This is a genomic window from Streptomyces sp. P17, from assembly GCF_032436805.1.
In the GTDB taxonomy this organism is placed as follows: domain Bacteria; phylum Actinomycetota; class Actinomycetes; order Streptomycetales; family Streptomycetaceae; genus Streptomyces.
Genome location: NZ_JAVRBF010000051.1, coordinates 16,058 through 35,888 on the forward strand (window position 1 = coordinate 16,058; position 19,831 = coordinate 35,888).

The 19,831-nt window shown below is 69.1% G+C and carries 14 protein-coding genes and 5 pseudogenes; 5 read left to right on the forward strand and 14 right to left on the reverse strand.

Going from position 1 to position 19,831, the window contains the following annotated elements:
- Nucleotides 1–67: 67 nt before the first annotated feature.
- From RMT89_RS28920 to RMT89_RS28945, 6 genes and pseudogenes are all read right to left on the reverse strand, one after another.
- On the reverse strand, nucleotides 68–478 hold the full coding sequence (locus tag RMT89_RS28920) for a DUF4357 domain-containing protein (RefSeq protein WP_315886716.1): 411 nt from the start codon (nucleotides 476–478) through the stop codon (nucleotides 68–70).
- A gap of 442 nt (nucleotides 479–920) precedes the next feature.
- Complete coding sequence (locus tag RMT89_RS28925; protein ID WP_315886717.1) at nucleotides 921–1,568, reverse strand: hypothetical protein; 648 nt, start codon at nucleotides 1,566–1,568, stop codon at nucleotides 921–923.
- 569 nt (nucleotides 1,569–2,137) lie between these two features.
- Nucleotides 2,138–2,391 (reverse strand): annotated as a pseudogene (locus RMT89_RS28930) (hypothetical protein); the annotation flags it as partial.
- 249 nt (nucleotides 2,392–2,640) lie between these two features.
- On the reverse strand, nucleotides 2,641–3,039 hold the full coding sequence (locus RMT89_RS28935; protein ID WP_315886718.1) for a PIN domain-containing protein: 399 nt from the start codon (nucleotides 3,037–3,039) through the stop codon (nucleotides 2,641–2,643).
- A complete protein-coding gene (locus RMT89_RS28940) occupies nucleotides 3,036–3,317 on the reverse strand; it encodes a hypothetical protein (RefSeq protein ID WP_315886719.1) in 282 nt (93 codons plus the stop codon). Before RMT89_RS28940 ends, RMT89_RS28935 begins: the two co-directional genes overlap by 4 nt.
- Nucleotides 3,318–3,596: 279 nt before the next feature.
- Nucleotides 3,597–6,536 (reverse strand): fibronectin type III domain-containing protein, encoded by a 2,940-nt coding sequence (locus RMT89_RS28945; protein ID WP_315886720.1) that lies wholly within the window; start codon nucleotides 6,534–6,536, stop codon nucleotides 3,597–3,599.
- A gap of 203 nt (nucleotides 6,537–6,739) precedes the next feature.
- On the opposite strand from RMT89_RS28945, the pseudogene RMT89_RS28950 reads away from it, so the two are divergent.
- Nucleotides 6,740–6,927 (forward strand): annotated as a pseudogene (locus RMT89_RS28950) (VapC toxin family PIN domain ribonuclease); the annotation flags it as partial.
- Nucleotides 6,928–7,462: 535 nt separating this feature from the next.
- Here the strand turns inward: RMT89_RS28950 and RMT89_RS28955 are convergent.
- The gene (locus tag RMT89_RS28955; RefSeq protein WP_315886721.1) at nucleotides 7,463–8,152 is read right to left on the reverse strand and encodes a response regulator; all 690 of its coding nucleotides are present in this window, start codon (nucleotides 8,150–8,152) and stop codon (nucleotides 7,463–7,465) included.
- A complete protein-coding gene (locus RMT89_RS28960) occupies nucleotides 8,149–9,816 on the reverse strand; it encodes a sensor histidine kinase (RefSeq protein ID WP_315886722.1) in 1,668 nt (555 codons plus the stop codon). The genes RMT89_RS28955 and RMT89_RS28960 overlap by 4 nt, the downstream gene beginning before the upstream one ends.
- 273 nt (nucleotides 9,817–10,089) lie before the next feature.
- Between RMT89_RS28960 and RMT89_RS28965 the strand changes: the two genes are divergently transcribed.
- Genes RMT89_RS28965 through RMT89_RS28975 form a run of 3 tightly spaced genes read left to right on the forward strand, consistent with a single transcriptional unit; the run spans nucleotide 10,090 to nucleotide 14,149 of the window.
- On the forward strand, nucleotides 10,090–11,226 hold the full coding sequence (locus tag RMT89_RS28965; protein WP_315886723.1) for an extracellular solute-binding protein: 1,137 nt from the start codon (nucleotides 10,090–10,092) through the stop codon (nucleotides 11,224–11,226).
- A 33-nt stretch (nucleotides 11,227–11,259) separates the two neighbouring features.
- Entirely contained in the window at nucleotides 11,260–13,029 is a 1,770-nt protein-coding gene (locus RMT89_RS28970; RefSeq protein WP_315886724.1) for an iron ABC transporter permease, read from the forward strand.
- Nucleotides 13,022–14,149, forward strand: coding sequence for an ABC transporter ATP-binding protein (locus tag RMT89_RS28975; RefSeq protein WP_315886725.1), 1,128 nt, complete (start codon nucleotides 13,022–13,024; stop codon nucleotides 14,147–14,149). The genes RMT89_RS28970 and RMT89_RS28975 overlap by 8 nt, the downstream gene beginning before the upstream one ends.
- Before the next feature lie 57 nt (nucleotides 14,150–14,206).
- Here the strand turns inward: RMT89_RS28975 and RMT89_RS28980 are convergent.
- Both RMT89_RS28980 and RMT89_RS28985 read right to left on the reverse strand, forming a co-directional pair.
- Nucleotides 14,207–14,917: pseudogene (locus tag RMT89_RS28980) on the reverse strand (glycosyltransferase); the annotation flags it as partial.
- A pseudogene (locus RMT89_RS28985) lies at nucleotides 14,914–15,117 on the reverse strand (TipAS antibiotic-recognition domain-containing protein); the annotation flags it as partial. The pseudogenes RMT89_RS28980 and RMT89_RS28985, both read right to left, overlap by 4 nt.
- A gap of 2 nt (nucleotides 15,118–15,119) precedes the next feature.
- On the opposite strand from RMT89_RS28985, the pseudogene RMT89_RS28990 reads away from it, so the two are divergent.
- Nucleotides 15,120–15,344 (forward strand): annotated as a pseudogene (locus tag RMT89_RS28990) (PIN domain-containing protein); the annotation flags it as partial.
- 613 nt (nucleotides 15,345–15,957) lie between these two features.
- On the opposite strand, the gene RMT89_RS28995 reads toward RMT89_RS28990, so the two are convergent.
- The 4 genes from RMT89_RS28995 to RMT89_RS29010 all read right to left on the reverse strand — a co-directional run bounded on the left by RMT89_RS28995 (nucleotide 15,958) and on the right by RMT89_RS29010 (nucleotide 19,742).
- Nucleotides 15,958–16,401, reverse strand: a complete 444-nt coding sequence (locus RMT89_RS28995) for a PIN domain-containing protein (RefSeq protein WP_315886726.1) — start codon at nucleotides 16,399–16,401, stop codon at nucleotides 15,958–15,960.
- The gene (locus RMT89_RS29000) at nucleotides 16,398–16,664 is read right to left on the reverse strand and encodes a CopG family transcriptional regulator (RefSeq protein WP_315886727.1); all 267 of its coding nucleotides are present in this window, start codon (nucleotides 16,662–16,664) and stop codon (nucleotides 16,398–16,400) included. The genes RMT89_RS28995 and RMT89_RS29000 overlap by 4 nt, the downstream gene beginning before the upstream one ends.
- 658 nt (nucleotides 16,665–17,322) lie before the next feature.
- The gene (locus RMT89_RS29005) at nucleotides 17,323–18,111 is read right to left on the reverse strand and encodes a hypothetical protein (protein ID WP_315886728.1); all 789 of its coding nucleotides are present in this window, start codon (nucleotides 18,109–18,111) and stop codon (nucleotides 17,323–17,325) included.
- Nucleotides 18,108–19,742, reverse strand: coding sequence for a protein kinase domain-containing protein (locus RMT89_RS29010; RefSeq protein ID WP_315886729.1), 1,635 nt, complete (start codon nucleotides 19,740–19,742; stop codon nucleotides 18,108–18,110). The genes RMT89_RS29005 and RMT89_RS29010 overlap by 4 nt, the downstream gene beginning before the upstream one ends.
- Nucleotides 19,743–19,831 lie beyond the last annotated feature (89 nt).

A 19,831-nucleotide genomic window follows, 5' to 3' on the forward strand; every position in this document is an offset into this window, starting at 1 on the left:
CGCACCGTCCAGGCGGGGAGGTAGCGGGTGTCCCGCTTGGCAGGTACTCAGTGCCTCACCTCAGCAGCTACCCCTTGCCGTGCTCCTCCAGCGCACTCCTCAGCTCGTCCAGCGTCCGACCGTCAGGCAGGTGCCACAAAGTCCAACCGTTGATGAAGTTGCCGGTGACGGCACCTGCCGCCTTGGACGGCGACGGGAATGGCGATGAGTGACCATCGACGATCAGTTGTCCATCGGCAGTGACCACGGCGCGCCCCTTACGGTCGGCACGCGGCTGGTGAAATGTCAGGACCGTCCCGGCCTCCAGCAGACCGGCTTTCATGATCTTCGCCAGTGGCCCCTTGGGCAGGACAGGGGCTGCTTCCGCCGACTCGTCATCCCTCCCAAGGGTGAGGGTGAGATGAACCGTATCGTCGGGTCCTGCCTTGGTCAGGTGGGCGATGATTTCGGGTCCAAAGTGAAGGCTGAAAGTAGGCATGCGTTCCCATGAGTCAGTGCGGTCGCTACACGCTTCCGCTTGTAGGTCCTTAGGTTGTCAGTAGTTAAGGAGAACTTCAAGGCAACCGTCTGTCCCCGCTCGATCTGGTGCACTTGTGGCGCGCCTATCTCACTCTTGCTTTGCTCGACGTGTCCTCTGCCCCGCCCCTCCTCCGGGCCCGACATCCACGGCTGACATCAACGACGCCGGACTGGGACCTACACCAGCGCCCCCGTCCGGCCGTGGCATCAGTCGACTGCAGCAGTGGGAGCAGGCGCGGATCGAACTCCTGAAGCGGTGCTCAACCAGCCATGGACTATCCGCGGACTCGTCCACCCACAACTGCCGCCTGCAGGGCCGTGACCTGCCGCGTTGCCAAAGTCCGAAGCGGCCTCCGGAGCCGTGTGCGAGACGGTGGTCGTTCCCTGGGCCAGCGGTGCGCTTACTCGAAAGGTGGAGCAGCTGCCACCAGCATGCCGCTGATCGAGCCCGTATCGGCGGCGGCTTTCGTGGGGTCGACGCTGTTTTCGTCTGCGATCGTCGTCGCCCAGCAATCCCCCCACGTCGCCGCCCAGTCGCCGGCCAGGTCGCTGTCAGGGGCGAGATCCTCGGGCTTGCCCCTGATGCCGTAGGCGTCGAGGAGTCGTCGCTCGACTCCGAACGGCTCGCCCAGGGCGAGCTCCGGGTACTCACTGATCCAACGCCTGAGGATCCGTCCGCGTTCGGCAATCAGCCACGCCTCCCCGTCGTTCTGCTCGCTGTGGAAGAAGAGTTGGGCTTTGCCGAAGTGCGCGCTCAACCTTCGGCACAGGTCAGTGACGTGCACTGTCTGCTGAGGATAGGACAGGCCGAAGTACGGTCCGACGACCAGGGTCCACCCCTGCAGGGGCGGGGTAACGACGACTTTGGAGAACGGCTCCTCCTCCTCATGTGCCACCTCGTCGATGAGTTCCACGCCATCGGCCCAGGTGGTCTCCCGTGCATCCATCAAGCCAAGGGTCTTCACCAACTCCGCTCGATCGACGGTCGCGACCGCGAGCCATGAGAGCCAGCAGGCGCGTATGAGTGGTGTGGAATCAGACGTCCCCATGACCCCCATCGTATGGGCGTACGAGTGGGACTCTCGCAGTAGGCCAGATGTCGCCGAGGCACCGGCCGGACGTGCCAGATGCGTGCCAGATCTCGCGGAGAACCACGGGGAACAGCGGGGAACAAGTCTGCAACCGCTCGGACGCAGTTCAACTTCCGTCGCAGGTCAGAGCAGTCACCGCTTGCAGAACACCTAAGCTTCCCAAGCTGAGAGCGCGAGTTCGATTCTCGTCACCCGCTCCATGATGAAACCCCAGGTCGGCGACCTGGGGTTTGTTTGTCGTCTAGACCAATTTGAGGGTGGCGTGCCCTCGGCGTGCCCTAAGTCGAGATCGGGTGGCCACGCGAGGGGTGCTCGGGTGCCACTTTGAGCGACCCCATCCCCCGGCGTCTCAAATGACGAGACGCATTTCGTGTGACCTTGCACCACTATCGCATTCAGTGTCTGCGAAGTCGCTTACGCAAAGCGAAAGTTCACGAACCGTGACACACGTACCGGCCGTCATACGCGTGGCTTCACACCGAGGTCGGCAAGCAGACCAGGTACCTCTTGCCGGGGAAGACCGTTCAAGTGTCACCGCACCCCATCGTGATCACGGGGTCCAGCGCCTGGGCGGCTTCGGCTGTCAACATCTTCGGGATCCCCGCGGAGACGTCGATGCCCGATTCGCTCATCGCTCGATGACAGCGGGGTTGACAGTGTCGGCCGGGGCCGAGCCGGCCGAGCGGACCTCCACCGCGTCGCCGACGAGGTGCGTCAGGAAATCCGAGCGGTCAAGCTCTCCGACGTCGCTGAGCCTTGCGATTCGATCGCTACCAGGGATGAGCACGTCACCGACCCCCCGACCGCGGTGGCCGAAGCGAAGGCCGCTTCCGGATGCGGCTGCCAGAGCGGACCCGCGTGGCTCGCGTCGAGCGGATCGACACCGTCGGTCCGCAAAGTGGGCGAGCCGTGCATGCCGAGCCGCTCGACCTCAAAGCACACATCGCGACCGTCCGTCCCCGACGACCGTACGGACTCACGCCTCGACGGCAGATCAGCGCAGCCGGACCGACGGCGACTCGGTCTACCCTCAAACCTTTTCGGCCAGCACGCGGGGGTGCCCGGCTGCGAGCAGACCGATGTCCTCGACATCAGAGGTCAGGATGGTCACCCGCCCGGGATGCTGGAGGGCGGTCGCACACAGCATGGCGTCGATGGCGTACTTGTGACCGTGCAGACCCGCTGCTCGCAACAGAGCGGCGGCAGCCTGCGCCACGCCCTGCGTGACCGGCTCGACCCGGAGCCGGGAGAGAGTCCACTTCAGTGCGGCATCGTTGATCTTCGGGTGGATGACCTCGACGAGCACGGCAGCGGAGGTGACGACCGGCAGCTCGGCGTCACGGGCGGCCGTCAGCCACTCGTGAACCTCCCGGTCCCGCTGCACCGCCTTGGCCAAACCCTCGCTGTCCAGGACCAGGGCACCGCTCACGCGGCGGCCCCGGCACCCAAGGCACCGCCGGTAAGCCTGGCACGCTTGGCCGCCACGGCCTCCGGGTCGGCCGGACCATGCACCCTGTCGAAATCGGCGATCAGCTCGTCCAGGTTTTCCCGCTCGATCTGCTGCTGCGCCGCCTTCTCCAGGTAGGCCGAGACACCCCGCTTGCCGACCCGCTCACGGATCGCCTGCAGGGTGCCAGCGGTCAGGGTCACGGAGATGCCGCTGGTGGGACCGTCACCGGGGAGGAAATCCACGTCGTCATCGGACATGACTCCCAGTATGCCATTGGAAATGCTATTGCGAGTGATGTGGTCGGTCTCCGATCTGCCATGCAGGCGGTGCACGGCGCGGGGCTCCGGCTTGGCACTTACTGGAGGCCCACGCTCCCGTGTTGGCGGGGCGACTACGCCTCGCGGGCCTGCTGCCGCCCCGCGCCAGTCTCGCGCAGCTGTTGCCGCATCTCGGCGTCGATGCCCTTCGCCAGCCTGCGCTGATGCTTCACCGGCGAGTGCTGGTACGCGTCTCGGGGCTCCTGCCGGCGTGGCTGGTCAGCGGGTGACCATGACCGCGTCCAGACGCACTGTGGCGCGGGCGGCCGTGCTGCCGGACAGCACCTTCAACTGCGCCTTATGGGTCGTGATCTTCGTACCGAGTGTGTAGGTGAACACGACCTTCCGATAACTGGTGGTAGCGGCGTAGGTGTTCACGGTGCCCACCGTGGTCCCGTCCACGATGACCGCGAAGCGGCCACCGTTGGGCGCGGCTGTCGCGATGACGCGCAATGTGGTGCCGTCCGCCGTGAAGGACACGGCGGCCCCCGGCGTGGCGGATACCCTCTCGGTCTTCGACCAGGCCGAGGTCACCGACTTCGACGCCCAAGTGCCTTTGTAGGTCAGCGCCGATGACCGGTCGTCGACGGGGATGCCGCCGGCCGCGGCGGCGCTCCAGGCCCCGGTCTGGCCCGCGTCGTCGTGCGCGCGCACGTAGAAGTGGTAGGTCAGACCCGGCTTCGGCGTCACCGGGCTGCCGGAGGAGCCGAAGACCGCCGACTTCGAGATGGTAGACGTGCGCCAGGTCTGGAGCGGCCCGAGCGTCCACACGCCTGTGCTGCTGCGGGTGGCGACCTTCCAGCCGACGTCGTACGACGTCACGCCCGCTGTCTTCGCCGTCCAGCTGACCGGGATCACCGCGCTGGTCGAGGAGTTGCTGGCCAGGGTCGGCGCGGTGACGGAAGCAGCCGGAACGGTCCTGCGCAGCGTGACCTTTCCGCTGACGTCCGCAGCCGGAACGCCGGTCACCGCGTCCTTCACGGAGAGAGTCCAGGTGAAGGAGCCGTCGGCGGCCGCCGTGCCGGCGTCCGTCTTGCCGTTCCACACCGGGGCGATGGCGCCGCCCGAGGCCGTTCCGGTCAGGGTGCGCACCGAGGTGGTGCCCGACTTGAGGACGAGCGTCCAGGTCACCGGCCGGTTGTACGTCCATTTCGGCGCCCAGGTGTCGGCCTTGCCGTCGCCGTCGGGGCTGAACCCGATCGGGGCGGAGGCGGAGGTGCGGGACGGGGCGCCGGCCCACACGAGGTGTGTGACACCGTCGCCGTCCATCCACGCCGCCCAGGGCGCCTCGCGGTCAACCGCCCACCGTTCGGCGGAGGCGGTGTCAGTCCTCTCCGGCAGCACGAACAGTGGCTGCGCGGCGCTGCCCGTCACGCCCAGGGCCTGGGCGTTCAGGGTGACGCCCGTGGCGGCGTACTTGGTGAAGGTGTAGAGCACGTTCATGCCGAGGACCGGGGCACGGAGGGAGGCGTCCACCGTCGTACGGGTGGTGGTCCCCGCGTTCAGCAGCAGGCCCTGGTAGGCGGCCCCGCAGGTGGTCAGCAGGATCCACGAGCCGCGCACCTGGAGGTCACCCGGCAGACAGTCCACCGTCGTCACGGTGGAGACGGCGGCGGTGGCCAGGTCGGTGCGTTGGATCGACCAGCTGGAGGAACTGGTCTTCACCGACGAGTAGAGGGCGCCGCCGTACAGGGCCGATCCCTCGGGCACGCGCTCGGCGGCGCCGGTGGCCACGGTGTAGAGCAGCAGGGTGCCGTTGAAGGCGGTGGTCTTGTCCCACAGCAGGAACCGGTTACCGTCGAAGTCCACGACCTGGTCGAGCGACGCGTCCGTCCGCTGGAGGGGGACGCCGGTCAGAGTGCCGTTCGCGTACACCTGGTAGGCGTCGCCCTGCTTGACCAGCACCCGGTTCCCGGCCCCGGCCAGTGTCTGGTGGACCGTGCCGGTGGAGTAGGCGAGGACGCGCGACGGCGTGGTCGCCGCGGCCCCGGATGCGCCGACCGTCAGGGCGGAGGAGAGCAGCACGCCGGTCAGGCGGGAGGAGTCGTCCGCGGTGTAGAGGGTGCCGCCGGACAGGGCCAGAGCGTCAAGTCGTGCCGGGCCGGCAGGGATCGTGCTGGCATCGCCGGCCGCCTTGGACACCCGGCCGTCGGTGAGTGTCTGGACGGCGGCGTCGACATCCGGCCGGTACAGCGCCGCACGCATCCGGCCGTCGTCGCCCACCGAGATGTCACCGAACGTGCCGTTCAGGTCGGCGGGAGCGGTGGAGCCGTCGCGGGCCATCGCGTACAGCTCGTTGCCGTCCGCGCTCCACTCGTACCAGGCCAGGGTGTCGTCGCTGATCCACCGGGCCCGGTCGGTGGGCAGGGTGACGGTCGCCGGGCCTTCCGAGGGGGCTGCCCGCTGCCACTCGGTCAGCGTCGCCCCGTCGATGACCCCGACATGGGTGGGGGTGAACTCCAGGCCCTGCGGCAGTGCGTCGGTGTCCGGTTCGGCCACGGTGACCGTGTCGCCGGTCGAGAAGTCGACGTAGACGATCCGGCGGAGCCAGGACGCGGCCGCTCGCCGCAGCACCAGCGCGCCGTCCGCGTCCGACGCCAGCACCCCGTACTGGTTGTCGTCGGACATCAGGGTGCGGTCGGCGGCGGACGTGCGCAGCACCAGGCGAACGCGGTACTGGGAGTCGGCGTCGTAGTACGCCTGCTGGACGAGGATTCCGTCCCCCGCCTGACCGCGGTATCGCTCGTCGCCCGCCGCGCCCGAGCCGTCGTACGCGACGGCCAGCGTCTTCTGGGTGCCCGTGTCCAGGTGGCGCAGGGTGACGTGGTCGGCGAGGTCGCCGTTGGGGTTCGTGGAGGTGGCGACGGCCACCACGGAGTCCTGGACGGACACGGCGTCGACGGAGACGCCCTCGCCGGTGTCGGCCAGCGCACCCAGGTCCTGCGGGGTGCCGCCGGACAGGGAGAGCCAGCCATGGGCCCGTGTGTTGGCGGCGGTCTTCTGGCGCCAGACGACGGCCTGCCCGGAGCCGGACACCTCGCCGGCCGGCGGCACGGATGTGGTGCGGGCCGGCAGCGAGGTCGTCACCCCGTCAGCAGCCACGGCAACGGGAGATATGGCGACAGTGCCCGCGAGGGCCAGCGCCGCGGCCATTGTCATGCAAGGGAGGAGATGACGTCTGTGCGCCGGCATGGATCGGTTCCTCTCACGTATGAGGGCCGCAGTGTCGCATGGGCGCCGAACCCCTGTTCCAGCAGGGCTTCAAGAGGGAAAGCGGTCGCAGTGCCGCGGCATGGCGGCGGCAGCGGGCCGTTCACCGACTCGTCATCCCGGCCTGGCTCCTCGTACACCGGCACGCTCACGCCTGGCAGGTCCAGGAGACCCTCACCCAGCGCGGACAGCACCGCGGCGCCGGGCCGTCGACCTCGTGGTGGCCACCACAGCCGAACTGCTGGGACTGACTCTCCTGCACCGTGACCGGGATCTCGAGTGCATCGCCGCCGTCACCAGCCAGGCGCTCCAGTGGTACGGCCCGGACGTCGGCAAGTGAGCCAGGGGCGAGGGCCGACCGCACTGCGGAAGCCGCGACATTCGATCCGGCAGCAGGAAACGGGCTTCGCCGGAAGATCTGTGCATGCGCGAACAAGCTCTCTGGCCGGACATCCGGCCGAGAGGAGCCAAGTGCAGAGCCCGTCCATGCAGTCGCCCTGCCTGCCGCTCTTCGAAGCCGTGCCCACAGCGTGCCCATAAGAGCGGACTACCACGGTCAACAGCGGTGCGATCCGGCCCGCACGACCACCCGAGCACAAGCCATCTGCGCACGTCAGAGCCATACGGCCTGCCCGTCCCCTCGGAGAGACGGATGGCGTTTGCGGACGCCGCGGCACTATGGGTTGCCCAACTCCTGCCGAGGAGACAGGACTTCAACGAGTGCGCCACGGTGGACACGGACGGACCCGGCGGCACCCAGGTGATGCTCCACGATCTCCGGTATGACGACGCGGGCCGCCACCTGGAACTCGTCGAGTCAAGTCGTCGGGCAGTACCCGGAAATGTTGTGGCGGCCCACCGGCCGTATGTCCGTGTCAGCTCGCGGCCCATACGTATCGGTGCTCGGGGCGGCCGGTCTCGCCGTACTTGAGGGTGAGGCCGATGCGGCCGGCGCGTTCCAGGTACTTGAGGTAGCGCTGGGCAGTGGACCGGCTGATGCCGGTGCGTTCGGCGACCTCGTGGGCGGACAAGGGCTGTCCCGCCTGGTCCAGGGCGCGGCGGATGATGTCGATCGTGGGGGCGGAATAGCCCTTGGGGAGGGCGGAGTGCGGTTCGGCGGTGGATCTCAGGGCGCTGAAGATCTGGTCCACCTGGTCCTGGCCCGCCCGGCCGCGTCCGCCGACGTCCTCGAGGGCGTGGCGGAGGGTGGTGTAGCTGTCGAGTCTGGCGCGCAGGGCGGCGAAGGCGAAGGGTTTGACGAGGTACTGGAGGGCTCCGTAGCGCAGGGCGGCCTGGACGGTGGCGATGTCGCTGGCCGCCGTCACCATGATGACGTCGGCATGGTGGCCGAGTTGCCGCATCCGGCGCACCAGGGTCAGCCCGGTCTCGTCGGGGAGGTAGTGGTCGAGGAGCACGAGGTCGATATGGGTGCGCTCCAGGGTGGCCAGGGCGTGGGCGGCGGTGTGGGCCCGGGCGACGACCCGGAAGCCGGGTACCTGGGTGACGTACATGGCGTTGATCTCGGCGACGTGGAAGTCGTCGTCCACGACCAGGACATCGATCATCTGGACTCTCCTGAGAAGGCGAGTTCGACCACGGGGGCGCTTTCCTCGTCGAGGGCGCTCTCCTCAGCGACGTCGTCAAGGGCGAGCGCCTCGGGCAGGACGACGGTGAACACGGCGCCGCCGCCGGCGCGGGCGGTGACCCTGGCCGTTCCGCCGTAGCGCTCGGCGAGCCGCCCGACCAGGGCCAGGCCGATGCCGCGGCCGTGCGGACGGCGGTCCGGGGGTTTGGTGGACCAGCCCTCGGTGAACACCTGCTCGTGCATCTCGGGCGGTAGGCCCGGCCCGGTGTCGGCCACGCGCAGGACGGCGGTGGTGCCCTCGGCCCGCAACTCCACCTCGATGAAGGGGTCGGGGGGCCGGTGCCCGGCCACCGCGTCCACGGCGTTGTCGATGAGGTTGCCCAGGACGGTGACCAGGTCCCGAGGGTCGACCACCCGGTCGGTGAGCAGCGTGTCGGGGGACAGGCGCAGAGGTACGCCGCGTTCGGCGGCGACGGCGGACTTGCCGACCAGCAGGGCCGACAGCAGCGGGTCCCGCACGCGCTCGGCGATCTGCTCGGCGGAGGCCCGGTGGGTGTGGGCGACGTCGGCGATGAGCTGGGCGGCCCGGTCGTGGCGGCCGATCTCGATCAGCCCGAGGAGGATGTGCAGGCGGTTGGCGTGTTCGTGGCCCTGGGCGCGCAGCGCGTCCAGCAGGCCCTGCGTGCTGTCCAGTTCGCGGCCGAGGAGTTCCAGTTCGGTGCGGTCGCGCAGCGTCACCACCGTCCCGGCGTCCCTGGTCGGCATGCGGTTGGCGATCAGGACCCGGCCGCCGCAGACGGTCAGCAGGTCGGTCCCGTCGACGCGTCCGGCCAGTACGTCCGCGGTCCGTCCCGGGGGCAGGGCCTCGTCCGGGGTGTGGCCGGTGGCGTCCGCGTCGAGGTTCAGCAGTCTTCTGGCCTCGTCGTTGACCAGGCGGATCCTGCCGTACCGGTCGCAGGCGACGACGCCCTCCCGGACGCCGTGCAGCATGGCCTCGCGCTCGTCGAGGAGGGCGGAGATGTCGGCGAAGGCGACGCCGTGGGTGCGGCGGCGCAGGCTGCGGGAGACCAGGAGCGCGGCCAGGACGCCAACGGCGAGGGCGGCGCCCGCGTACAGCATCATCCCGGGAACCGCGCCGAACAGCTGGTCGCGCACGCTGCCGTAGGCGATGCCGACCGAGACCGCCCCCACGATCTCGCCCCGGTCGTCGCGCAGCGGCACTTTGGCGCGGGCGGAGCGGCCGAGCGTTCCGGTGTCGATCTCCATGACCTCCTGGCCGGCGAGCGCACGACCGGGATCCGTGGAGACGTACTTGCCGATCTGGGCCGGAGTGGTGTGCGACCAGCGCACCCCGCGGGTGTCCATCACGACGACGTACAGCGCCCCGGTGGCCCGGCGTACGCGTTCGGCCGCCTGCTGCACCGGGCCCGACGCACTCGGCTCGGTGGCGACCAGATCACGTGCGACGGCCGGCTCGGCGGCGGTCTGGGCGATGGCGAGTGCCCGGCGCATCGCCTGGTCGTCGAGGTGGGAGCCGAAGGGGGCGAGAAACAGACCGGTGGCGAGAATCGTCACCCCTGTGGTGATGGCCAGCTGTACGGCCAGCACCTGGGCGAACACACTCCGGGGCCAGGGAATCCGCACCTGCCCACCTCATCTCTCCTGGTCACTCCGCGGTCGCCCGACATGTCGTGGGGCTGATTCATCCGATTGACGCGGTTGTGAACGCAAGGTAAGCGCCGGAGAGGCCGCTGCCCAGTCCTCTGGCGCATTTTCGTCGCCAGGGCGTCGGCACAACGAGCAAAACGCAGCTTGTGAACACAAGGAGAGGTTGCGCCCACAAGACTGCCTGTGGTTCCGGTCACTCCTAGCCTCCCCGCAACAAGTGCCAGCGGGCACCGCACGAGGAGGACAACCATGGCCAGAACCCACCGTCCCGCGACCGCGCTCGCCCTGGCGCTCGCGCTCGGCGCGCTGACCGCCTGCGGGAGCGGCAGTGACACGACCGAGGCGGCGGAGAACAAGATCGCCGCGGGCCAGGTCCCCGACTACTACCCCGAGGACTACAGCGCTCTGATCGAGGCGGCCGAGAAGGAGGGCGGCAAGCTCACCGTCTACTCCAACCTCGGCGACGAGAACATGGCCCCCATCGTCCGGGACTTCAAGAAGAAGTACGACTTCATCAAGACCGTCTCGGTCAACGAGCTGGACAGCGACGAGTTGTTCCAGAAGGTCCTCTCCGAGAACGCGGCCGGGAAGTCGCCCGCGGACGTGCTGATCTCCAGTGCGGCGAGCGCCTGGGCGGACTTCTCGGGGCGCAAGGACACGGTGCTGGAGTACGACTCCCCGGAGGCCGCCGAGCTGGGCGACGAGGCGGAACTGCTGCCCAGCGTGTACTCGATGTCGAAGGACCCGATGACGATCGCCTACAACACCTCCCTGATGGAGAAGGCGCCGACCGGCATCGCCGACCTGGCCGAGATCATGAAGGCCGACGAGGGCAAGTTCAAGAACAAGGTCACCGTCCGTGACCCGGAGGGCTCGTTCGGCTTCACGGTGACCCGTGCCCTCACCGAGGGCAACCCCCAGGCATGGGACGCGCTGGAGACCATGCTCCCGCTGACCCGTCCGGAGACCTCGTCCGGGACCCAGCTGGAGAAGATCGTGGCCGGCGAGTACACGGCCGGCTTCCTGATCAGCGCCTCCCCCGCCTACCCCGTCGTCGAGGACAGCGCCGGCCTGGTGAAGATCGTCTTCCCGAAGGACGGCACCATCGTCCTGCCGCGCGGCCTCGGCATCGCCGCCAAGGCGCCGCATCCGGCGACCTCCAAGCTGTTCCTGGACTTCGCCCTGTCCCAGGAGGGACAACGCGCGGTCGCCGAAGGCGGCCTGTCGTCCTACCGGAAGGGCGTCGAGGGCAAGGGCCTGCACACCTACCAGGAGGTCGTCGACGCGGTCGGCGAGGACAACATCATCGCCGTCGAGTACGCCCCCGTCGCCAAGAACGACGCCGACGCCTGGCTCGACCGGTTCAACGGACTCCTCAAGAAGTAGGCACCCCCGAAGGGACGATCGGAGCCAGAGCAGATGTCGACCCTGACCCAGTCACCCAGCACACCGGCTGACGAGCATGAGAAAAGGTTCGAGCCGCCGAGCTACCGCCGCCCCCTCGGCATCGGACGGGACCAGGTCGTCCAGTACGCGGTACTCGCGTTCCTCGCCGTCCTGGTACTGGCTCCGATCCTCCCGACCCTCTACCAGAGCGTGCGCAACCGCCCGCTCTACGAAGCGGGCGGCGCCTTCACCCTCAGCGGCTACACCAAGCTCTTCACCGACGCCGGCTTCGGCGAAGTGGCGCTCAACACGCTGCTGTTCGCCGGTCTGACCACCCTCCTGAGCCTGCTCATCGCGATCCCGATGGCGGTCGTGGTGGTCCGCACGAAGCTGCCGGGCGGCCGGCTGATCGCCCTGGCGATGCAGTGGCCGTTCTTCATCTCCTCGCTGATCCTGGGCTTCGGCTGGATCATCATGTACGGCCCCGCCGGGTTCGTCAGCATCAAGGTCCAGCAGGTCCTCGGCAGCGTGCCGTGGAACCTCTACTCGATTCCGGGGATGGCGCTCACGGAGGCCGTGGCACTCGCCCCGATCGCCTACGTGTTCTGCGCCAACGCGCTGCGCCAGTCGGACGCCTCCCTGGAGTCGGCGGCCCAGGTCTGCGGCGCCGGACCGCTGCGGATCCTGATACAGGTGGTCGTACCGATGTTGCGACCGCCCATCGTCTACAGCGCCATCCTGGTGTTCTCCGTCTCGATCGAGACCCTGAGCGTGCCGCTGCTGTACGGCCAGCCGGTGAACATCGACGTGTTCTCGACGTTCCTGTACCGCAACGGCCTCCAGTCAGTGGATCCCGACTACACGGTACTGGGCGCCGCCTCCACGATCATCGTGTTCTTCACGCTGGGCCTGGTGGCGGTGCAGGCCCGGCTCCTCAAGGACGCCGCCCGCTTCGTGTCCGTGCGCGGCAAGGTGACCCGCCCCCGCAAGCTGGATCTCGGCTGGCTGAAGTGGGTGAGCATCGCGTGCATCTGGCTCTACGTCATCGCCGGCGCCCTGATCCCGATCCTCGGCCTGGTCCTCCGCTCCTTCACGCTGGTGTTCACCCCGCTCCAGTCGCCCCTGAAGACGGTCACCACGAAGAACTACGAGCTCGTCTTCGACTCCGACAACTACGTGCAGTCCCTGTGGAACAGCCTCATCGTCGCCGGGGTCGGATCGGTGACGATCAGCGCCATCGCCGTGCTCGCGGTGATGGTCGCCCGCCGCTCCGCCTTCCGCTTCGGCCGGGCGGTGGAGTACCTCGCGCTCATCCCGCAGTCACTGCCGGGCATCATCATCGGTATCGGCTTCTTCTGGGCCTTCGCGCTCGCCCCGTTCGGCATGGGCTCGGTGCTGCAGGGCACGATCTACGCCGTCATCATCGCCTTCGGTATGCGCGCCCTGCCCAGCGCGTTCGGCTCGGTCGCCCCCGCGATCATGCAGATCGGCGGCGAACTGGACAACGCGGCCCGGGTCTCCGGCGCCGACTGGGTGATGACGTTCTTCCGCGTCCTGCGGGCCCTCGTCACACCGGCGTTCGCCGGAGCACTGGTGCTCACCTTCGTGATCATGCTCAAGGAATACTCTCCGGCCGTGTTCCTCAGCTCCGCGGACAACAACATCCTCGGAACCACCATGCTCAGTCTCTGGACCCAGGGGCGGGCCGGATCCGTCGCCGCTCTGGCGACCCTCCAGATCGTCATCACGGCGGTCTTCGTCGCACTCGCCGGCCTGCTCATGAAGGGAAAGCACCATGCCTGAGGTGACCGTGAAGAACCTGGCCAAGACGTTCGGGGACAACTCCGTCCTCGGCGATGTCACCTTCACCATCAAGGACGGCGAGTTCTTCACTCTCCTGGGAGCCAGCGGCTGCGGCAAGTCCACCACGCTCAACTGCATCGCCGGGCTCGAACAGCCCAGCGAGGGCTCCATAACCGTCGGCGGAAGGCCCTTCGTCGACACCTCGGCCGGCGTGTTCCTGCCCCCCGAGGAACGCAACCTCGGCATGGTGTTCCAGTCCTACGCGCTGTGGCCGCACATGACCATCGCGAAGAACCTCGCGCTCCCCCTCGCCATCCGCAAGATCCCCAAGGACCAGCAGAAGACCCTGATCCACGACGCCCTCGACAAGGTCGGTCTCGCCGAGCTGAGCGCCCGCTACCCGCACCAACTCTCCGGCGGCCAGCAGCAACGCGTCGCCCTCGCCCGCGCCCTGGTCTACTCCCCCACGGTCCTCCTCCTCGACGAGCCGCTGTCCAACCTCGACGCCAAACTCCGCGAACAGGCCCGCGCCTGGCTCAAGCGCCTCCAGGAAGAGCTGGGCATCACCACCGTCTACGTCACCCACGACCAGGAGGAGGCCCTGGCCCTCAGTGACCGGATCGCGGTCATGGAGGGCGGCAACATGATCCAGATCGGCACGCCGCACGAGATCTACGAGCGGCCCGCCGCCCCCGCGGTGGCCGCGTTCGTCGGCCGCTGCAACTTCCTCACCGGCCGGGTGATCGGGCAGGAGGGCAAGCGGTACAGCATCCTCCTCGACTGCAGCGCCGACGTGGTGCGGGTCGACAGCGACGAGAAGCTCCCGGGCGGCGACTCCGTCACGGTGGCGATCCGTCCGGAGCGCCTGGAGGTCGTCCCGCAGCCCGGTACGGCTTCCGGCACCAACCGCCTGAAAGCCCACGTCCTCACCAGCTCCTACGTCGGCTCCCGCTACGAGTACGACGTCCGCCTCGGCGACCAGGTCGTCCAGGTCCTCAGCGGCCACGGCGGACTCTCCGGGGAAGTGTCCCTCGTCTTCGAGCCAGCCCATGCGCTCCTGTACGCGGACAAGGTCGAACTCCCCGAGGAACAGCGCGACTTGCTGACGGTCAGTCCGTGAGGAACGCGAACCCCGGTTCACCGGTCCCAGGAGACGGCGCCCCGCCCCGCGTTCGGAGGCCAGGAAGTCCTCCAGGTCCGGGGACAGTCGGTCGGCGGCGTCGACGTGGGGCCACCAGTTTCCGACGACCTCCAGGCCGGAACGCCAGTCGGAAGGGCGTGGCACCAGTGCCGTACTGAAGCCGTACAGGACTGGCCAGTTGGTCTGTTCCTGCCGTCGGCGCGTCGCGGAGGCGGCGAGCGGGGGCAGTCGCAGGCGGTGGCGCAGGTCCCGGGTCGCCTGTGCGTAGACGCGGTCGGTCATGCGGAGGGCGAAGCTACCGGCCACACGGTTGGCGGCACGGTTGCCCAGTGAGCGGGAGCTCATGACGACGGGCGGGAAGTCGCCTGTCGGTGCGGTGGGTTGGAGGCACACGCCGAGGCTCGGTATGCCCGTGGCCTCGGTGAGATGCCAGCCGAGCGGGGCCGTGGTGGCCGACAGCAGGAGAAGATCCGTGCCGTCGGCCACCGCGTCGGCGAGCCCCTGGCCCAGTTCGGTGGTGAACGCGGTAGCGGCGCGCATCAGGTCCCGTCTGCTCCTTACGCCTCCGTGAGCTCGTGTGTCGGCAGGCATGCGGCGGAATTCCAGCCCGGCCTCGCGTACGAGGGGCGCGAAGGCGTCCGTGGTGGCCAGGACGACGTCGTATCCCGCACGGCGCAGTTCGGCGCCCAGGCCGGTGTAGGGCGCGACGTCACCGCGCGATCCGGCCGCGGCGATCAGGATTCTCATCGGTCTTCTCGGTCTTTCCGGGAGTCGGTACGGGAACCGGTGCGGCGGGAGGCATTGGCGTGGACCGCCTTGCGCAGATAGGCGGCCAGGCCCGCGCGTTGCTGCGACGGCGGTACGACGAGGGCGAAGGCGCGCGGGTCGGCGGCGAAGTCGTCCGCGATGCGCCGGTGCATGCCCGGCTGGCAGGGGGTGAACCAGCGTCGGGTGGGTGCCGGTCGACGACCGTGCCTACGACCGCGCCTGGCGGGTCCAGGAGATCCTCACTCAGCGCGGACAGCACCGCAGCGCCGGGGCCGTCGATCTCGTGGTGGCCGCCACGGCCGAGTTGCAGGGGCTGACCCTCTTGCACCGTGACCGGGACTTCGAGTGCATCGCCGCCGTCACCGGCCAGGCACTGCAGTGGTACGGCCCAGAAACCGGCAAGTGAGTCAGGTAAGGGATCACTTCATCGGAAGGCCGTGCCCGGGCGAAAGGGTCCCGAGCCGAGTGTGTGCGAACGAGCCGAGCACAGAGCCCGTTCACGCATGCGCCTGCCCACCCGTTCTTCGGAGTCGTGCCCACAGCGTGCCCGTACAGGCCGGACAACCACGGTCAACAGGGGCGCGATCGAGCCGTCGCGACGACACCGGCCCGATGAATCTCCTCAGGTCACCGGGCACGCGACCGCCCAAGCGCCGTCGCTTCCCAAGCTGAGAGCGCGAGTTCGATTCCCGTCACCCGCTCCAGAATGAAGCCCCAGGTCAGCGGCCTGGGGCTTTTGCGCGACCGGGTCTCTCCCGCGTTTTCTGCCGTGTGTCGCACCCGAAGATTGGGCACGCGGAGGGCGCAAGTGCCGGACAGGCGCCGCACGCTCAACGCTCCCGCCTTCGGAAACGTACAGCTCACCTGGGGCTTCGTAGTGTGCATCGCAACCCTTCGGAACGGGAGGCCCTCAGCTTGCCGATCCCCCGACAAGGTTGATGAAGTCTTCGCGTACCCGCGGAGGCGACAGTTGCCGAAGTCCCTCCCAACAGTCAGGACTTCAGCATCACGATCCCCTGTCAGAGCGGGAGGTCGTCGGGCAGGACCCGGAATGCCTTGTGGCGGCCCAACGGTCGAACGGCCCGGAAGTCTCGTCGGTCGAGGGCGAGGATCGCGTCGGTGTCGTAGTCGGCGGCAAGCGCCACATTCACTGCGTCGGCGAGATCGAGGTCCAAGGCGCCGTAGCGGACGCGGACCGACTGGGCGGCGCCCAGGTGGTCCTCCGTGATCTCCGGCATGACGACGCGCCCCCGGCTCATCCAGCGCCGGAGGTCGTCGACCGCACTGAGGGCGGCCTCCCGCCCGAGTTCGCGTGTGGCAACGTGATCGAGTTCGGCCAGCAAAAGCGGCGACATGATCAGGAGTCCGGCCGCCATGATCGCCTCATTCGCCCCCCGGTGCTCCGGGTGAGCCGAGTCGAGGGCGGCCAGGAGGCCGGAGGTATCCGCAATGACGATGATCACGCGGCGGTTCCGGAGTCCGAACCGGCCTCACGTCGCACGGCGTCTGCGACCGCGTCGCGGACCTCGGCCCTGGATGGCGTACGACCCGGCCCCTCGAAGGTGCGTGAGAACAGCGGCTCATCCCAGACACGGTTCGCCATCGCCGCGAGGTGGATCCCCTGGCGGATGATCTCGGCCTCGCTTATCCCGCGTCGCTTGGCGGCCTCCTTGATGATCGCCAGGTCTTCGGGGTCGGCGTAGACATTGGTGCGCTTCATGGACATGTACCAAGCCTAGTCCATGTACTGGATTGATGTACCCATCACTGTCGTTGGTTTCACGGTGACCGGGACTGCCGAGCTGCCCTCACCGATCCTGTCCCGGTCCAGACTGTCCGAGGGGAGAGGGGTATGTCATGGGATTCGGCTTCCGTGTCGGTGTGCCTGGGATGAGTATGCGTGTCTCCACGCGCGGGGGGTACGGACCTCGGTCGGGCCACGCGCGGCGAGGCTCAGCGTGGGCAGTGGCGGTGCCAGGATGCCGACTGGACTCGGCCCCTTCTACGCCTCCAGTTCCCTCGGCGGCGGCCGACGACGGACCAGCACACGCCGCACCACACGGCCTCGGACGGTCGCCCCGTCGGACGCACAACTGGACTGGGTGCGCCGCCAGGCGGAGCGGGCTCAGCAGGAGGCGGAGCGCGATGCCGCCATCGCTCAGTTGCGAGAGCTGAAGCGGCAGACGACCAGCGTCCATCTGGAGTCCTTCCCCACGGCCCGTCCACCCGTGATATCGAACCTCTCCAGGACCTGCTGGAGACGCCCATCGCTTCAGCGGTGGAGACGGTCAGAAAAACCGCGTCGAGATCAACGCCCGCCCGACCCACTGGGGCCCCGTCCCACCCCGGAATGCCTGAACGACGGCCCGACCGGCCGACGACCGTCAGGGGCATTCGTACGTCAGGTGGGTGGTGACCGTGCGGTGGGTGGGCGAGAGGATCCGTATTTCGGCCTGTGCCGTGTAGTGGCCCTTGCCCTGGAAGGTCCACAGCAGGTGCAGACGTGCCTGCCTCTGGCCCCGGACCACCACTTCGCGCAGGACGCCCGAGGCGGTGCCGTCACTTCGGATCCATCGGTAGGAGAGCGTGCCCGGCCGGCCGTTCGTGGCGACGAGGGCGACTATGTCCGCTGTGTCGTCGCATCCCAGAACCATCGGCCGGGCCGTGACCGCCGCCGTACGCACCGCGACGGAAGGCCCGAGGCGCTGCCAGGCGAGGAAGGCGATGACGGCGATCAGTACGAGCGCGGGCAGAGTGTGGCTTCGCAGACGTCGGCGCGGGGGCACGCGAGGCGGCGGCACCGCGGGCAGCGTCTTATGGGTACGGTGCGCGACGGCGGCTTTCACCCCCGGGCCGAAACGCAGCACGGTGCCTTCGGAACGGTCGGGCAGCGTCGGCGGCGTCGGCAGGATCTCCGTGGAGGGCTGCCCGACGAGGGTGGTGTCCGGCTCGGGCCTCTGGATCCAGTGGCTGGCCAGCACCGTGGCGCTGTACTCGGCGTCGGCGGAGCCGGGTTCGTCGCTCGGGGCGCGTTCGTCGGTGGGGCCGAGGTGGAGGGTGGAGGTGTGGTCGTCGGCCGGGTCAAGCATCCGGGTTTCGTCGGCGGGGCCGAGCACCTGGGTGGGTTCCCAGTCCTCGGCAGACGCGGGAGTGCGGTCGTTGTGAGCGCTCATCGGATGACACACCGCCTGGTCTGAAGCTGCTGCGAGGCGCCGCCGTCGGCGGAGGCAGGAGTGGTCGTGGCCTGCACCGCCCAGTAGCAGCCGGTGCCCTGGAAGGTGTGGTCGACGGTGAGCGTGTACTGGGTGGCACCGCTGCGCTCGAACGTCTGGGACGCACCGTCCGGGGTGCCGAGCTGTCCCCCGGTGTCGCTCGTGAACCACGAGACGGTGATGGAGAGCGGCCCGGTGCCGTCCGTGGTGATGTCGATCGTTGCCGTGCCGGTTGTCGGACCCGTCTGCTGGAAGCCCGACACCGCGACGTCCTTGACGGCCGGAGCAGTCGGCGAGGTGGGGGAAGCTGTCGTCGGCGTCGCCTCGGTGGTCGCCCCGCCGGGCGTACTCGTCTCCGGGGCCGGAGCCGTGGTGGCGGACGCGGAGGGCTCGTCGGTGCCGGCAGTCGCCGGGTCCGAGGGCGACAGGCTGGGTGACACGGTGGACGTCGGGGCCGACGGGGACGAGTTCGCCGACGCGGTCGGACCGGTGGGCACTCCCGGCTCCACGCCGGGCTGGGCACTGGTGGTGGCCAGGGCCTGCGCCGCCTGTTGCGGATCCGCTCCCGGGGTGTGCTGGATGCCGTAGGACAGGACGACGGCCAGAAGCACGGCCGCACCGGCCACCAGCGCCCCCGGCCGGCCGGGACGCCACGACTGCGCCCAGCCGCGGCCCGGGCTCAGGACCGTACGTGCCGTGTCCGTCGTGGCACGCGGAGCGCTGCGGGCCGAGGGCAGCAGCAGCGGCAGCAGGGCCACCAGCGCGGCGAGCCGGCCGCGCCCGCGCTCCTCCCAGTCGGGCCCGTAGGCGGCGCCGGCCACCACCTCGAGTTCAGTGACGAACTCCTCGGCGTGTGTGGGCCGTTCCCGCGGGTCCTTGGCCAGACCGCGCCGGACCAGCTCCCGCACCGCCTCGGGGGCCTCCTCTGCGGGGACGGGCGCGTCGACATGCTGCAGCGCGAGTTCGGCGAGATTGTCACCCGCGTACGGCTTGTGGCCCGTCAGGCACTCGAAGAAGGTGGCCGTGGCCGCGTACACGTCGGCGGCGGGAGAGGCGGGCGCGCCGGTCCACTGCTCCGGGGCCATGTAGGAGGGGGTTCCCGCCACGCCGACGCTGGTGCCGGCGTCCACCGCGATCCCGAAGTCGACGAGCTTGGACGATCCGTCCGGCACGACCAGGACGTTCGCCGGCTTGTAGTCGCGGTGGACGACGCCGACGCGGTGTGCGTCGGCCAGGCCGAGCAACGACCCCTTGAGGACCACGAGTGCGGCCTCGGGATCGAGCGGGCCCTCCCTGGTCAGCAGGGTCCGCAACGAGACACCGTCCACCAGCTCCATCACGATGGCGGCGCCGTCCGGGCTCTCGACGTACTCGTACAACCCGGTGACGTACGGGCTCTCCAGGCCGCCGAGCAGCCGCGCCTCCGCCCTGAACTCGCGTACGAAGCCCGGCCGGGTGCGCAGTGATTCGCTGAGGTACTTCACCGCGACCGGAACGCCGGTCTCCTCGTGCACGGCCAGGACGACTCGCCCGCTTGCCCCCGATCCGAGCTCCAGTGACTCGGTGTATCCGGGCACTGCCCATGTGTTCATTCCAGCCCCCCAAGGCCGCGCGTGCTGCCGGAAACTCACCCGCCCCGGAGCTTCGGCCACGCGTCCAAAGACACGTTTTCAGCCACTGC